Here is a 14542-nt window from a genome sequence, read left to right as displayed (position 1 = left end):
CATCCCCCGCTTTACAAATGCCGTTTCACAAATTGCGAATAGCATCCCCCACTTTACAAATGCCGTTTCACAAATTGCGAATAGCATCCCCCGCTTTACAAATGCCGTTTCACAAATTACAAATAGCATAACCCGCTTTACAAATGCCGTTTCACAAATTACGAATAGCATCCCCCGCTTTACAAATGCCGTTTCACAAATTACGAATAGCATCCCCCGCTTTACAAATGCCATTTCACAAATTACGAATAGCATAGCCCGCTTTACAAATGCCGTTTCACAAATTACGAATAGCATCCCCCGCTTTACAAATGCCGTTTCACAAATTGCGAATAGCATCCCCCGCTTTACAAATGCCGTTTCACAAATTGCGAATAGCTTAGCGCAACTGTAGGGTGTTGTTTTGCAGCTGCAGAATAGCTTCCTCCAAATGGAATATACCGTTTTGAAGCTGCACAATATCTCATAGCCATGGGCTGAAGCCCATGGTTGTGGGGCTGTGCAAACTGGCGGGCTAAAGCCCTTGTTTGCTATAAATGATATGGGCCGATGGTTTCAACCCAGAGGTTCAAAAAAAATCCCCTCGAAGGAGGGGATGACGATGATTCTATAGCCTAGGGCCTTGGCCCTAGGGATGGCCGAAGGCCAAACGGCCTAGCGATGTGCAGCAGTGGCCCGCAGGGCCAGACCGAGCCGTCGCAGGCGGCGAAGGGCCGAGCGAATAGCGAGCTGCGAAACGTAGCGCCGCAAGGCGAAGCCGCTGCGGAGGCCCCAAAAAGAAATAAAAAAAAGCTTCATAAGCGCTATCTTTCGGTCCATACAAAAGCTTCTGTTATGCCTTATTACCTTCTATTCCTTTGTCTTTTATTTTGGGCTTGCGGCTCAGAAAAGTTGGAGCCTGAGGTGGCTCCGCCCCCGCTTTATCAGTCGGCAGCAGATAGTTTGGCGGCGGTTAGGGATTGGCCCCTGCCCCCTGCGCCCAAGGATAGTTTTTGGGTGGCGGCGGTGGGGGATATTGTGCCGGGGACCAATCATCCGATGGTGCTTTTGCCGCCTCATTTGGGGCGGGATTTGATTGGGGAGCAGCTCCTGCCCTATTTGCGGGAGGCCGAGCTTAGTTTTGGAAATTTTGAGACCGTTTTGCGGGATTCTGGCGGGCGGCCCAAGGCTTGTTATGACCCTAAAAGCTGCTTTCGCTTTCGTTTGCCTCCTGTTTATGTAAAGCCTTTTCAGCGGGCGGGCTTTGACATTTTGAATATTGCCAGCAACCATATGGATGATTTTGGGCGGGCCGACCGCTTGAATACAGAGCGGCAACTGCAGGATATGGGATTTATGCCGGCGGGATTGGCGCATCGGCCCTGTGTGTATTTTGTTCGGGCCGGTCGTTCTTGTGCATTTTGTGCTTTTTCTCCTTTTTATGGCAGCTTTAATATGAAAGATAGGGCAGCGGTTCGGGCGCAAATCCGAAAAGCCAAGGCCAATTCGGAGCTCCTAATTGTTTCCTTGCATGGGGGGGCCGAGGGGCCAGATTATCGGCATCAGCCCAAGGAAAAACCCGAGATTTTTCTGGGTTTTAATCGGGGCAACCTCTATGAGACCGCCCATCTTTGCGTAGATGAGGGGGCCGACCTCATTATTGGTACTGGTCCGCATGTGAGTCGGGGCATGGAGCTCTACAAAGAGCGTTTGATTCTCTATAGTTTGGGGAATTTTTGCACCTACAGCTTTCGGATGAGTCGTTATGGCGCGCATGCCCCCCTGCTGCGGCTTGCTCTGGGGCGGGAGGGGCAATTTTTGGCGGGACAAATTATTCCCATTGTCCAAAAACATGGGGGCATGCCCCGTCTGGACCCCAAAGGTTTGGCGATAGATGACTTAAGAGAGCTCAGCCGTTCGGATTTTCCGGAGAGCCTGTTGTGGATTCGGGAGGATGGTTGGTTTTTTAGGGAGTAGGGGGGGGGAATACTATCTTAAATTCTTACTTTAGTAGCCTACTAAACAAATACTAAATGAGATACTCTCCCCAAAATATTGACCGAAGATCTACCCTAATAATTATTCTTATCATCGCTATTGTAGCCATTTTTGGTTTCTGGACTCTACTTGGGCCTATATCTGCAGTAGAACTATCTGTTGTAATCCTTTTGATTATGTGGATTACAAAGAATATTTTTTCATCAGCTGCTCATGGAAGAATTAAGGTTCGTCTAGTTTCATTAGCCATAGCTGGAGCCCTGTGGACAAACTACTCTTTTTCCCCCCTAATCAATGCTTTGATTACAGAGTTTATTTATCAAAATTTTGGTCTTAAAATACCTAATCCCCAACCTTCCCCTTTCATTTCTTTTGTTGTGCTCCTCCTTATTCTAGCAATAAATTATTTTAATCAAGATAGAGATTTAACGCAGAAAAATCTATCTTCTATAGATAAAGCTTTTCCTGAATGGGAGTTCCATAGAGACCGAGATGCCTTTTGTAGCGTTTTAGAACGTCATTTAGAAAAAATTAACAACGAAACTAACTGGTCTTCAGAATACTACACTGAAATAGATGCACAAATAGAGGTATCTAAAAAAACTTCTCGCTATAAGAAACTGAAAGTAAAAAACATTATCGCCGCTATCAAAAAAAATGCTGATAGTAGAACCCTCTTGGTAATTGGTAATCCTGGCTCTGGAAAAAGTGTAGCACTAAGAAAACTTGCTATAGATTTACTTGGTAAGGCATCGAAAACAAATAGGATTCCTCTTTATATTGACTTAAGAGAATGGAGGCCTGATAGAGAATGGACTGAGGACTCCCCTCCTACAGCCAAAGACTTATATAACTTTACATTTAATTATCTAAAGGGCAAAGACCCTTGTACTGACGACTTTCTTGATAAGTACTTTAAAAAGCTCTATAAAGAAGGGTATTTATACTTCATCTTTGATTCTTTTGATGAAATCCCCTTAGCCTTAGATCAACCTGAAAATTCATGGCTTATAGATAGCCTTTCGGATCTTATCTATAACTTTCTATCAGGCACGCACAATAGTAAAGGTATTTTAGCCTCTCGCCCATACAGATGTCCTACTGACAGTTTTTGTGCAGATATTTCTTTTAGAATACTTCCTTTTTCATATGACCAGGTCAATCAAAGTTTAGAAAAGAGAGTCCAGGATAAAAAGTTAATCCGAGCTTTTTATGCTCGGCCAGACTTACTAGATGTCGTTAGAAACCCCTTTCAGAACTCCCTACTTATCTATTTTCTAAAAAAAGAAAAACAAGTTCCTACTAGCCAAATGGCACTTTATAGCAGCTACATAGCGAATGCCATTGCAAGTAATGACCTTAATAAAGTCAAAATGTCACTACAAGAGGTTATTAACACTGCAAGTGAAATAGCCTATTTTATGTTTAATGAGCCATTGATTGGTTTGGATATCCCCGTTGAGGGGCTAAAAGAAAAATTTCCACAATTAAAGATTCAAGCCGTAATAGAAGTGCTTCAAGCTGCCCATATTATTCGGATTGGAGAAGGAAATTCCCCCCATTTCAGTTTTGTACATAGACGCTTTAATGAATATTTCGCTGTACTTTATCTACAGAAAAACTTACATCTAATTCCTAGAAATGCAATTCCTACTGACTCTAGATGGCGAGATAGCCTTGTTTTGTTTGTAGAAATAGCAAATCAGCAACAAGCTATAAATATTGCAAAGTTTTGCTGGACTGAAATAACCCATTTTAATGATTATTTTAACGAGCGCTCTCAAGATCACCTATATCGTTCATTACATAGCCTACGATTCTTAACAAGTGCATTCAAAAATAGAAAAGACTGCTTAGAACCTATTTACCCTGAGCTTAAAACTTTCTTTTTAGAAGCAATTAACAATAGATACTCCACCCTAGAACGTAAACTAGTTTTGGAAGGACTAGGAATTCTGAATAAAACAGAAATCGAACATATACTTTCAGATATCATTCTTGAGAATAACTATTGGCTAGAAGAAACAGCAATAGAAGCCCTCCGATACCTACAGGCAGTTCCTAATGAAATAGTTAAAAAACTATACGATAGGTTAATCAGCGAAAAGGAGATATGGGTGCCAGCCATATTAATAAAAGTAAACTTAGAATTAAGAAAATACGCTCTAGTTGACTCCTTTGTCAATTATAAAAATCTTCTTCTTAAAAAGAGATTATTTCTAATAGCCCGTATAGCTTTAATTCCAATATTATTCGTTCTAGTCTTCATGTATCAATATGGCTGGCTACTATTCATTATTCCAGCTTCTATTATACTGATAAACACAGAGATAAAAGACAAAGAGGAAAAGAATAAATTGCCAATAACTAATCCTAACATCATACTATTCTTACTACTAATAATTGTAATTTTTTTTATTTTCATATGTGGCTTCAACTGGCTCAATATTAACAGAATAGCAACCCCCAAAAATATACACTTATTATTCATAACAATTGGGATAACAACCCTTACACTTCTCTCAACCTTCATACTTTGGCCATTTATTAAATTAAAATTAAAAGTATATATAATTGAAAATAGTAACACATATAATTTATCGACAACAATTAAAAGGAACGAATTCTATACCTACATTTTAGACCCTAAAAAAGATATTCTTCAACGCTTCGTATACTCAGAAAAAATATTATCCCAAAATATCATATTAACAGGTAGTTATAGTTACAACCTACGTCAAGTTGAATATGACTTAAAAGAGTCTAGAGACGAATGTCCCTTTCCTCGGTCAAGATACTACGACCATCTAATAATCAACATTAGCAAAATAGAAGAATACACCTTTAATAATCCCCCCCAACAAAAAAAATAATCCTCCCCCATTTCCAAAAAGATGGTTGTACCTTAGCAATCTTCCTTATTCCACACACAACCATAAATATGCAATTTAAAGACTTTCCCTATCAGCGCCCAGCGCTTGAGCAGATCAAAAGCGAATACCAGGCCCTCATCACGGCCTTTGAGGCGGCCCCCACGGCCCAAGATGCCATAGCCATTCGGCAGCAGATTTTAGATTTGGGTTTGCGCTTTAGTGGCCCTTACAATCTGGCTTCGGTCCGCCATTCTATTGATACTCGCGATGCTTTTTATCAAGAAGAAAAGAGCTTTTTCGATCAGGCGGCTCCAGAGATTTCAGCCCTGTCCAATGCCTTTAGCAAGGCACTTTTGGCCTCTCCGCACAAGGCCGAAATGGCCGAGCAGTTGGGCCAGCATCTCTTCAATTTGGAGGAGATGGCCCTCAAAACCTTTCAGCCCGAAATTATTGAGGACCTCAAAGAGCAAAACCGCCTTTCTACTCGCTATCAAGAGATTAAGGCGCAGGCCCAAATCGAATTTGAAGGCGAAACCTACAATCTTTCTACCCTCAGTCCCCTAGAGCTCTCTACCGATAGAGCCCAGCGCAAAGGCGCTCAAACGGCCAAATGGGAGTACTATGATAGTATTTCGGAAGAGGTGGAAGATATTTTTGACCAGCTCGTCAAACTGCGCCACAAAATGGCCCAAAAGCTGGGCTATGAGAATTATATCGAGCTGGGTTATGCCCGCATGGCCCGCAGCGATTATGGTCCCCAGGAGGTGGCTAAATTCCGCAAGCAGATTGAGGAGCAGGTGGTGCCCCTGGCCCAAACCCTCTACAAAAAACAAGCGGAACGCATCGGTATCGATAAGATGGAGTTCTACGATTTTGCCCTAGAATTTTTGGATGGCAATCCGACCCCCAAAGGCGATGTAGACTGGATGGTCCAACAGGCCGATCAAATGTATAGCGAGCTGTCTGCAGAAACAAAGGAGTTTTTCCGCTTTATGCAGGACAAAGGCCTGCTCGAACTGGCCTCCAAAGATGGCAAGCGAAATGGGGGCTATTGCACTTATTTCCGCGAACATCAGGCGCCCTTTATTTTCTCCAATTTTAATGGTAGCGCCCACGATTTCACGGTTCTTACCCATGAGGCGGGCCACGCTTTTCAATGCTACTTAACGGGCCGCTCTGGAGCCGATCCCGACTATATTTGGCCCACTTATGAGGCCTGCGAAATCCACTCGATGAGTATGGAGTTCTTTAGCTGGCCTTGGGTCGAGCAGTTCTTCAAAGAGGATAGCGAGAAATTCAAATTGGCCCATCTTGGCGGAGCCGTCACCTTTTTGCCCTATGGCGCTGCTGTCGATGAGTTTCAGCACTTGGTCTATGAACATCCAGAATGGACGCCCGCCCAACGCAATGCCGCTTGGCTGGAGCTAGAAGAGCGCTATCTGCCCCATCTCAAATCAAGCGAATCGGGACAGCCCTTTTTGCAAAGAGGGGGCTACTGGCAGCGCCAAACGCATATTTTTGCCAGCCCTTTCTATTATATTGATTATGTTTTGGCCCAAATTTGCGCCTTTCAGTTTTGGGATCGCCAACTTCAGGCGCCCGAAAAAGCGTGGAGCGATTACATCAAACTTTGCGAAACTGGTGGCCGCCATTCTTTCCTCAAATTATTGGAAATCGCCGATTTACAATCGCCATTTTTGCCCGATACCGTAGAAAAAGCCCTGCGTCCCGTCAGAGCCTTTTTGGCCCAAGAATAAATAATGACTGAACTAGAGCTGCCGTTTTTTCGGTGGCTCTTTTTTTTTGTTTTTTGGGGCCTGCCGCCTTCGGCGGCCGGGCCCTTGCAGGGCTCGCAGGTCTGCTCGGCCCTGCGCCAGCAAGCTGGCTGGGTCTGCCGCTACGCGGCACCCTTGCAGGCCCCTAGGCCTGCGGCCCTGCTAGCTGTGGCTGCAGGTTGAAACCAGCAGCCATACAACAACCCCATTCTACATCTATAGTGCGGAGAGGATTAAAATCCTCTACCGCTTTGAACAAGGGTTATTTTTCTTCGGTAGTTTGATTTTGTTTTTTTCTCCCCCATAAATTTCATAGGAACCCTAGGGCCAAGGCCCTAGGCTATCGAAAAATCGCCATCCCCTCATTCGAGGGGATTTGCTGTTCCACTAGGCTCCATCAGCAAAGAAGGGCTAAAATGTTTATTTGTGGAGGGTTTCAACCCTCCATTAAACACAAAAATGCATTCGTTAATTGGCTGTAGGTTTCAACCTACAGTCCATATAGCAGGCCCGTAGGGCCGCAGGCCTAGCGATGTGCAGGGGTGGCCGTAGGCCAGACCAAGCGGGCGCAGCCTGCGCAGGGCCGAGCGAGCAGCGAGCCCCGAAACGTAGCGCCCGCCAAAGGCGGAAGGCCCCAACTGCCAATCAATACAGATGGGGTAACTAGTACGGATGAACACCTATTTCCCTAAGTTTCCCCAAATAAGCGAACTAGACTTAGTCATGTGATATTTTAAAAAATCTATCTGAACTACAATAGTCTATATAATCTTTAATAGATTTCAATTCAACAACAACTTCTTCTTTTGAGTCAAAATGATCTCGATCATAATCAGGAAAAAGAATTCTAAAAACAATTGAGCTAAGATCAAATTCTCCATTCTTGGTTATTAAAATAAATTCATAATAATCCTCTTTTAAAAAATTATACGTCTTCCTCAACTCAACTTCATTATCATAATTTTCTTTTGCATAAAAAATGAATGCTTTTACGATTTTCAGTTCATAGTCCATCCTCTCCTCGGCGGAGAGCAAATTAAGAAATTTATCATATTCCTCTAGATCATCGATTCTGAATGGCTCATTATCAATAAAACTAGAACTTATTTCAATAAAAAATTCTTCAAGATCTCCATTAATAAGTGCCTCACAATTTAAATAGTTTGTCCTTGAATATTCAATACTAATTAAATTTGTGGAAATATAATTTCTTATCTCATTTTGACAATCTCCAAACCTTCTGGTCATCATTGAAAAATCACCTTCCTCTAAAACACTCTCATCCACATATCTTAATTTATATTGATGCTGATTAAGATCATAAAATACCATAAGACCTTCGACTCCACATAAGTTTTGAGGTATGCTAAACTGATTATATACTTGTCCCATTACTATAGCAATATTTAATATTATTAAGTTAATAGTTAATGTTACTCTTTTCATTTCCACCTAGTTGTTTAACAACGGGACACCAAGTGGATTCCCCCCTATCAAATCACGATCTTTGTATGTAGAAAACCATCCTGGTATCCTTGCTCTAAATTTAATCCTAATTACTCCATTTAATTCCTTAGTAAGGAACATAATGTTCAAAAGTAATTGATTTGCCCTGGATGAGATATCTAACTATCAACAAACTGTACAGCATCTACAACAGCCTGTAGGATGGATATATATACCTGTAGGTTGAAACCCACAGCAACCAAAGCGGCCATACTAAACGCAATAAAAATGGGCCGATGGTTAAAACCATCGGCCCATAACTAACAGGACTAATTTCCTGCGTCTAGAAGGAGCGAAGCGACTGGCCACAACAAGGCTGAAAGCCGCAGTTCGACAACCAACGGGAGTAACCGCCCGCCGAAGGTGGGAGGCCCCGCTTAAAACCAACTACCAATCTGGCTGGCTATATAATTCACCAACATCTAGTTTGTAATATACATCGTTTCGCTCTTTAGCATAGCTTGAATCAGGGTAGTAATCAACTCTTGACGAAGAATAAGTTTTTATTTTGTATACCACTATTCTATCCTCAAATATTTTTGCCCAGCCTATGACATAATATCCACAATACGCATAGTCATAAGTTTTGATAATTAGCTCCCCATCTTTAATTAAATAATAACCAGTATAGCCATTAACCATATTATTGGCCACCTCATTATTTAGACTGTCTAGTGCTGTACTACTATACAGCTTACCGTCTGCAAAAAAACGCATAAAATGACATCTTGGTGGATCATAAGCATCTGGGTCTTCACATATATAATAGATCGCAGTTGTATCTATCAAATCTTTAGGGTAAAGGTCCTCTGCTTTGGTTACATACCAATCCTTAAGCTTTCGGGGAATTTGATTTCCTTTAGCTGTAGTCGTTGCAGGACAAATAACACAAGAATATTGTAGCAAAAGCAGCAAGCCAACTAGGGCCAGTTGATATGAGCGGTAGTTCTTCTTTTTCATGAAAAGCATCTATTTTATATCTCAAGATGCTCATTTATTTAGTTTCCCCCATTGCTTTTGCTCTAGTGTAGCTAATGGGGTGTAATAGAAAACTTTAGTTCGCTCTTTGTATCCCCAAAGCGTAGCGCCCGCCTTCGGCAGGAGGCCCAGCTTAAAACCAACTACCAATCTGGCTGGCTATATAATTCACCAACATCTAGTTTGTAATATACATCGTTTCGCTCTTTAGCATAGCTTGAATCAGGGTAGTAATCAACTCTTGACGAAGAATAAGTTTTTATTTTGTATACCACTATTCTATCCTCAAATATTTTTGCCCAGCCTATGACATAATATCCACAATACGCATAGTCATAAGTTTTGATAATTAGCTCCCCATCTTTAATTAAATAATAACCAGTATAGCCATTAACCATATTATTGGCCACCTCATTATTTAGACTGTCTAGTGCTGTACTACTATACAGCTTACCGTCTGCAAAAAAACGCATAAAATGACATCTTGGTGGATCATAAGCATCTGGGTCTTCACATATATAATAGATCGCAGTTGTATCTATCAAATCTTTAGGGTAAAGGTCCTCTGCTTTGGTCACATACCAACCTTTAAACTTTTTAGGAATAACATTTCCTCCAGCTGTTCTCTTAGCAGAACAAATAGCGCAAGAATATTGCAGCAAAAGCAGCAAGCCAACTAGGACAAGTTGATATGAGCGGTAGTTCTTCTTTTTCATAAAAAAGCATCTATTTTATATCTCAAGATGCTCATTTATTTGGTTTCCCCTATTGCTTTGCTCTAGTGTAGCCAATGGGAGGTAATAGAAAGCATTAGTCCGCTCTTTGTATCCCCAAAGCGTAGCGCCCGCCTTCGGCGGGAGGCCTCGCTTAAAAACCAACTACCAATCTGGCTGGCTGTATAATTCACCAACATCTAGTTTGTAGTATACCCTATTTATCTCTTCAGCAGAACTTGAATTAGGGTAGTAATCATGTTCTATTGAAGAAGAAGTCCCTGCTTTATATATCACTATTCTATCCTCAAATATTTTTGCCCATTCTATGATATAGAATCCACAATAAGCGTAGTCATAAGTTTTGATAATTAACTCCCCATCTTTAATTAAATAATAACCAGTATAGCCATCAACCATATTATTGGCCACCTCATTATTTAGACTGTCACTGTCTAGTGCTGTACTACTATACAGCTTACCGTCTGCAAAAAAACGATGAAAATAACATTTTGGTGGATCATAAATAGCTGGATCATGACATGTATAATAAATCGCAGTTGTATCTATCAAATCTTTAGGGTAAAGGTCCTCTGCTTTAGTCACATACCAATCTTTAAACTTTTTAGGAATGACATTTCCTCTAGCTGTTCTCTTAGCAGAACAAATAGCGCAAGAATATTGCAGCAAAAGCAGCAAGCCAACTAGAGCCAGTTGATATGAGCGGTAGTTCTTCTTTTTCATAAAAAGCATCTATTTTATATCTCAAGATGCTCATTTATTTGGTTTCCCCTATTGCTTTGCTCTAGTGTAGCCAATGGGGGGTAATAGAAAGCAAAGAAGGGCTTTAGTCCGCTCTTTGCATAGACCTGCAAGCCTGAGCGAACTGAGGGAGAAAATCCTTGTTCGCTTTTCTTGTTTCTAAAGACCCCAAACCGCCCAGCCCTTAAAAGGCTTTTTCTTCACCTCTTTTTTTTCAAAAATCCCAAGAGAAAGTTGAGGGACTAATAAAACGTTATTTTATCCTGCTGCCTAGGGACAAGCCCCTAGGCTAATCAAATGGAGTCAGCTCTAAAGGGCCTCAAAGGTTCATATAAACGGCCTTGCTAAGTAGTTATTGCAGAGCAGGTCCTTCTCCAAAGGCCCTCTTTAGAGGGCTGTCTGAAAAAGTTAGCCTAGGGGCTTGTCCCTAGGCGCAGGAAAGGGCGCACACAAAATTTTAAACAGTCTCAGTTCAAGTCCTGCCGATGACTAGCCCAAGTCCTCCTCTTTAGGTAGAAGAATGCTCCTGATGAGTAGGAGGACTGCTCTGGAGGATTTGCCCAGCCCCTATAGAGGACTAGGAGAGCCCCTCGCTTGGAGGTCTAGAAATGCTCCTGATGAGTAGGAGTAGTCTTCTGGAGGGCTACTGTACCCCTTCGGATGGCTAGAGTACCCCGTTCTGATGGGTATGGGAAATCCTCCAGAGGGGTAAGTGTCCCCCTCCCGATGGCTAAAAGTAGCCCTCCAGAACAGAAAAAGGCCCAAAACCTAAGTTTTGGACCTTTCCTTATTGGGTCCTACAGGCGGCGAAGCCGCCGCAGGCCTAGCGATGTGTAGCAGTGGCCGTCAGGCCAGACCGAGCAGGCAAAGCCTGCGAAGGGCCGAGCGACCCGACCAACGGGAGCCGACGCAGCGAAGCAAGTAACAGCGAGCTGCGGAACGTAGCGCCGCAGCTTTGCTGCGGAGGCCCCAAAAAAAGCAGAAGAAGCAAAGGGAAGCTGGAAAAAAATAAATATTCTTCTTAGCTTTGTGCGAGCCAAAAATGCCCAATTATGTTGATGTATCATTTATCAAAAAGAGAAATCCGAGCTGGTAGTCAATTGACTCGGGGAGTATATGGGGAGCGGATTCGCCGTGATGATTTTTTAAAGGCGGCCTATGGCAGCTACCTCAAAGAAGAGATATTTGAAGACATTCGGCAGCGATATTACCCCCAGGCGCCATCTCGCTTTAAGGCTGTTTTTTTGTTTACTGATTTGACGACGGCCAAGGCTTTTTGGGCCAATCAGGACCATTATCAATCTTATATTTATAGTGTTCGCTTAGCAGAAGATGCTCAGCCTTTTGTGGCGGAAATGGAGCTTTTGCGGGCAGATGGTCTCCCCTATCCCGATATTTTGGAACGAGCGCATGCCTACTGGCAGCAAAAACAACAGCCCGAATCAATGAGCCTAGAGGCCATTTGTACGGGGACCGTGTTGGTGGAGGAGTTGATTTTGCCTCCTTCATCTATCTTATAAGCCTTCGGGCCATTCAATAGTGTAATAAAACCAGAGCTTATGGTATTTCTAGATTTTGAACAACCCCTAGAAGAACTACATAATAAAATGGAGGCGCTCCGCGAACGCCAAGACCTGACCGAAGAAGAAATTGAGGAGCAGGTAGCGAAGTTGGAGAAATTGCAATCTACTTTGCGTCGCAAAATTTATAACAACCTAACGGGTTGGCAGCGGGTACAGCTTTCTCGCCATCCCAAGCGTCCTTACACCCTTTCTTATATTGAGATGATGTGTAGCCGCTTTGTAGAGATGCAGGGCGACCGTTGTTTCCGTGATGATAAGGCGATTGTTGGCGGTGTAGGTCGTTTGGACAATATGACGGTGATGTTTGTGGGCCATCAAAAAGGGGCCGACACCAAAGCGCGTCAGTACCGCAATTTTGGTATGCCCAACCCAGAGGGCTATCGCAAGGCCTTACGTCTATTCAAGACGGCAGAGCGTTTTAATATGCCTATCGTTTGTTTGATTGACACCCCCGGTGCATTTCCGGGTATTGAGGCGGAAGATCGCGGACAGGCCGAGGCCATTGCTCGCAACCTCTTTGAGATGGCCCGTTTGACCGTTCCGATTATCTGCGTAATCATTGGAGAAGGGGCATCTGGTGGAGCCTTGGGTATTGGTGTGGGGAACCGCATCTTTATGTTGGAAAACACTTGGTATACCGTTATTTCGCCAGAATCTTGTTCTAACATTCTTTGGAAAACCATTGACTATAAGAAAGAAGCTGCGGAGGCCCTTAAATTGACTGCTCCTGATGCCCTAGAACTCGGTATCATTGATGGCGTAGTGAAAGAGCCTTTGGGCGGTGCGCATATTCAGCCTGAAGCCATGGCCAAGGCCTTGAAAAAGCATTTGAAAAAAGAAATCAGCGAACTCAAGAAATTGAGCCCCGAAGAATTGGTGGCCCAAAGAATTGAGAAGTTTAGCGCGATGGGCCCCACACAAACGATTAAAAAATAGTAGGGATGGGATTAAAGTCTGGCCTTCAGCAAATGGCCTATAAGCAAGCATTAAAACCACATTTGGCGCAGCAACCCGCTCCGCAGGCCCTCAATCTTTTGCAATTGCAAAAGATAGCCATTCTGTTTGATGCCAGCTCGGCCTCTAATACAGAAGCGATTTTGGCCTATGCGAAGAACCTGCAAAAAATGAAAAAGGAAGTGCAGCTTTTAGCCTATTGGCCCGAAAATGAGCTGCCCGAAGGGCTGCCCTATGAGGCTTTTTCTCGCAAAGAGCTCAACTGGGCTGGCGTCCCTAAAGGAGAGCAAATTGATGCTTTTTTGGGCCAAAAATATGATTTGCTGATTGCGCTTTATGCGGGAGAACAACTAGCTTTGGACTTCTTGCTGCAAGCGGCCCCCAGCAAAATGCGGCTCGGCTTTTTTGATGAGGAACGAACCGATCAATTTGATTTGATGGTCCATCCTGGACAAAAACCCATGCCCGCCCTTCTCAAAGAAATTCATCAGTATTTAGAACGCATAAACAAAAAATAGCATGTACGCTTCTCTTATTCGTCAATTGCGCGGTACCGGTGTGGCCTTGGTCACGCCCTTTAAAGATGGCCAAATTGATTATCCCGCACTACAAAAACTCATTGACCACTGCATTGAAGGTGGGGTAGAGTTTTTGGTGAGTATGGGCACTACTGGTGAATCGGTGACCCTTTCTAAGGAAGAGAAAAAAGCGCTACTCGCCTTTACCAAAACGGCCATTGCTGGCCGTGTGCCCTTGGTTTTGGGCTATGGAGGTAATAATACTGCAGCTCTAATCGAAGAGCTCAAAGCAATTGATTTGGAAGGGGTAGCGGCTATTTTGTCGGCTTCTCCAGCCTATAACAAACCCAGTCAAGAGGGGATTTATCAGCATTATATGGAGTTTGCGGCTAATTGCCCCTTGCCCATTATTCTCTATAATGTGCCTGGCCGAACCAGCAGTAATATTTCTGCAGCCACCTGTATTCGCTTGGCCAAGGCCAGCAAGCAGTTTATTGGCGTTAAGGAAGCTTCTGGCAATTTGGGCCAAGCTATGGAGATTATCCAGGGCGCACCCAAGGAGTTTGCCCTTTGGTCTGGCGATGACAACCTCACTTTGGCGCTAATCGCCTTGGGTGGCGATGGCGTGATTTCGGTGGTGGCCAATGCCTATCCCCTTCGCTTTTCTGAATTGGTCCGTCACGGTCTAGAAGATGAGTTTCGGGAGGCCCGCGCTTTACATTACACCCTCAGCCAATTGGTTGACTTGCTCTTTGTAGAGGGCAATCCCGCTGGCATCAAATGGGTGCTCAATGCCATTGGCATTATGGAAAATGAGTTGCGTTTGCCTTTGGTCCCTATGCAAAATGAGCAGTATATCAAGGCCCTAAAAGCTGAGGTAGATTCGCTTCGCTAAGCAAAAAT

At 43.4% G+C, this 14542-nt stretch carries 11 protein-coding genes; 7 read left to right on the top strand and 4 right to left on the bottom strand.

The window, feature by feature from the left end; all coding sequences use genetic code 11:
• Positions 1-834 precede the first annotated feature (834 nt).
• From PPO43_RS12860 to PPO43_RS12850, 3 genes are all read left to right on the top strand, one after another.
• Positions 835-1956, top strand: coding sequence for a CapA family protein (locus PPO43_RS12860; RefSeq protein ID WP_272618408.1), 1122 nt, complete (start codon positions 835-837; stop codon positions 1954-1956).
• Positions 1957-2012: 56 nt separating this feature from the next.
• Positions 2013-4850, top strand: coding sequence for an NACHT domain-containing protein (locus PPO43_RS12855; RefSeq protein ID WP_272618406.1), 2838 nt, complete (start codon positions 2013-2015; stop codon positions 4848-4850).
• Positions 4851-4918: 68 nt separating this feature from the next.
• Positions 4919-6607, top strand: coding sequence for a M3 family oligoendopeptidase (locus tag PPO43_RS12850; protein ID WP_272618404.1), 1689 nt, complete (start codon positions 4919-4921; stop codon positions 6605-6607).
• 735 nt (positions 6608-7342) lie between these two features.
• Here the strand turns inward: PPO43_RS12850 and PPO43_RS12845 are convergent.
• From PPO43_RS12845 to PPO43_RS12830, 4 genes are all read right to left on the bottom strand, one after another.
• Positions 7343-8071 (bottom strand): hypothetical protein, encoded by a 729-nt coding sequence (locus PPO43_RS12845; protein ID WP_272618402.1) that lies wholly within the window; start codon positions 8069-8071, stop codon positions 7343-7345.
• Positions 8072-8518: 447 nt separating this feature from the next.
• Positions 8519-9100 (bottom strand): hypothetical protein, encoded by a 582-nt coding sequence (locus tag PPO43_RS12840; protein ID WP_272618400.1) that lies wholly within the window; start codon positions 9098-9100, stop codon positions 8519-8521.
• Positions 9101-9252: 152 nt separating this feature from the next.
• Positions 9253-9825 (bottom strand): hypothetical protein, encoded by a 573-nt coding sequence (locus tag PPO43_RS12835; RefSeq protein WP_272618398.1) that lies wholly within the window; start codon positions 9823-9825, stop codon positions 9253-9255.
• A gap of 162 nt (positions 9826-9987) precedes the next feature.
• A complete protein-coding gene (locus PPO43_RS12830; RefSeq protein WP_272618396.1) occupies positions 9988-10566 on the bottom strand; it encodes a hypothetical protein in 579 nt (192 codons plus the stop codon).
• A 1070-nt stretch (positions 10567-11636) separates the two neighbouring features.
• Here PPO43_RS12830 and PPO43_RS12825 point away from each other — a divergent pair.
• Genes PPO43_RS12825 through dapA form a run of 4 tightly spaced genes read left to right on the top strand, consistent with a single transcriptional unit; the run spans position 11637 to position 14534 of the window.
• Positions 11637-12104: a DUF2441 domain-containing protein gene (locus tag PPO43_RS12825; protein ID WP_272618394.1), complete on the top strand. Its 468-nt coding sequence runs from the start codon at positions 11637-11639 to the stop codon at positions 12102-12104.
• 39 nt (positions 12105-12143) lie between these two features.
• Positions 12144-13103: an acetyl-CoA carboxylase carboxyltransferase subunit alpha gene (locus tag PPO43_RS12820; protein WP_272618392.1), complete on the top strand. Its 960-nt coding sequence runs from the start codon at positions 12144-12146 to the stop codon at positions 13101-13103.
• Between the two features lie 5 nt (positions 13104-13108).
• Positions 13109-13639, top strand: coding sequence for a DUF6913 domain-containing protein (locus PPO43_RS12815; protein ID WP_272618390.1), 531 nt, complete (start codon positions 13109-13111; stop codon positions 13637-13639).
• 1 nt (position 13640) lies between these two features.
• Positions 13641-14534, top strand: a complete 894-nt coding sequence (gene dapA, locus PPO43_RS12810) for a 4-hydroxy-tetrahydrodipicolinate synthase (RefSeq protein WP_272618388.1) — start codon at positions 13641-13643, stop codon at positions 14532-14534.
• The last annotated feature ends 8 nt before the right edge of the window (positions 14535-14542 follow it).

Origin of the sequence: Saprospira sp. CCB-QB6 (assembly GCF_028464065.1) — a bacterium.
Lineage (GTDB): Bacteria > Bacteroidota > Bacteroidia > Chitinophagales > Saprospiraceae > Saprospira.
This window is presented reverse-complemented; position numbering and strand designations above follow the sequence as displayed.

Coding starts and splice junctions, on each gene's coding strand:
- PPO43_RS12830 (WP_272618396.1), bottom strand. CDS start 10,566: ATGAAAAAGAAGAACTACCGCTCATATCAACTGGCTCTAGTTGGCTTG.
- PPO43_RS12845 (WP_272618402.1), bottom strand. CDS start 8,071: ATGAAAAGAGTAACATTAACTATTAACTTAATAATATTAAATATTGCT.
- PPO43_RS12840 (WP_272618400.1), bottom strand. CDS start 9,100: ATGCTTTTCATGAAAAAGAAGAACTACCGCTCATATCAACTGGCCCTA.
- PPO43_RS12825 (WP_272618394.1), top strand. CDS start 11,637: ATGTTGATGTATCATTTATCAAAAAGAGAAATCCGAGCTGGTAGTCAA.
- PPO43_RS12815 (WP_272618390.1), top strand. CDS start 13,109: ATGGGATTAAAGTCTGGCCTTCAGCAAATGGCCTATAAGCAAGCATTA.
- PPO43_RS12855 (WP_272618406.1), top strand. CDS start 2,013: ATGAGATACTCTCCCCAAAATATTGACCGAAGATCTACCCTAATAATT.
- PPO43_RS12850 (WP_272618404.1), top strand. CDS start 4,919: ATGCAATTTAAAGACTTTCCCTATCAGCGCCCAGCGCTTGAGCAGATC.
- PPO43_RS12860 (WP_272618408.1), top strand. CDS start 835: ATGCCTTATTACCTTCTATTCCTTTGTCTTTTATTTTGGGCTTGCGGC.
- dapA (WP_272618388.1), top strand. CDS start 13,641: ATGTACGCTTCTCTTATTCGTCAATTGCGCGGTACCGGTGTGGCCTTG.
- PPO43_RS12835 (WP_272618398.1), bottom strand. CDS start 9,825: ATGAAAAAGAAGAACTACCGCTCATATCAACTTGTCCTAGTTGGCTTG.
- PPO43_RS12820 (WP_272618392.1), top strand. CDS start 12,144: ATGGTATTTCTAGATTTTGAACAACCCCTAGAAGAACTACATAATAAA.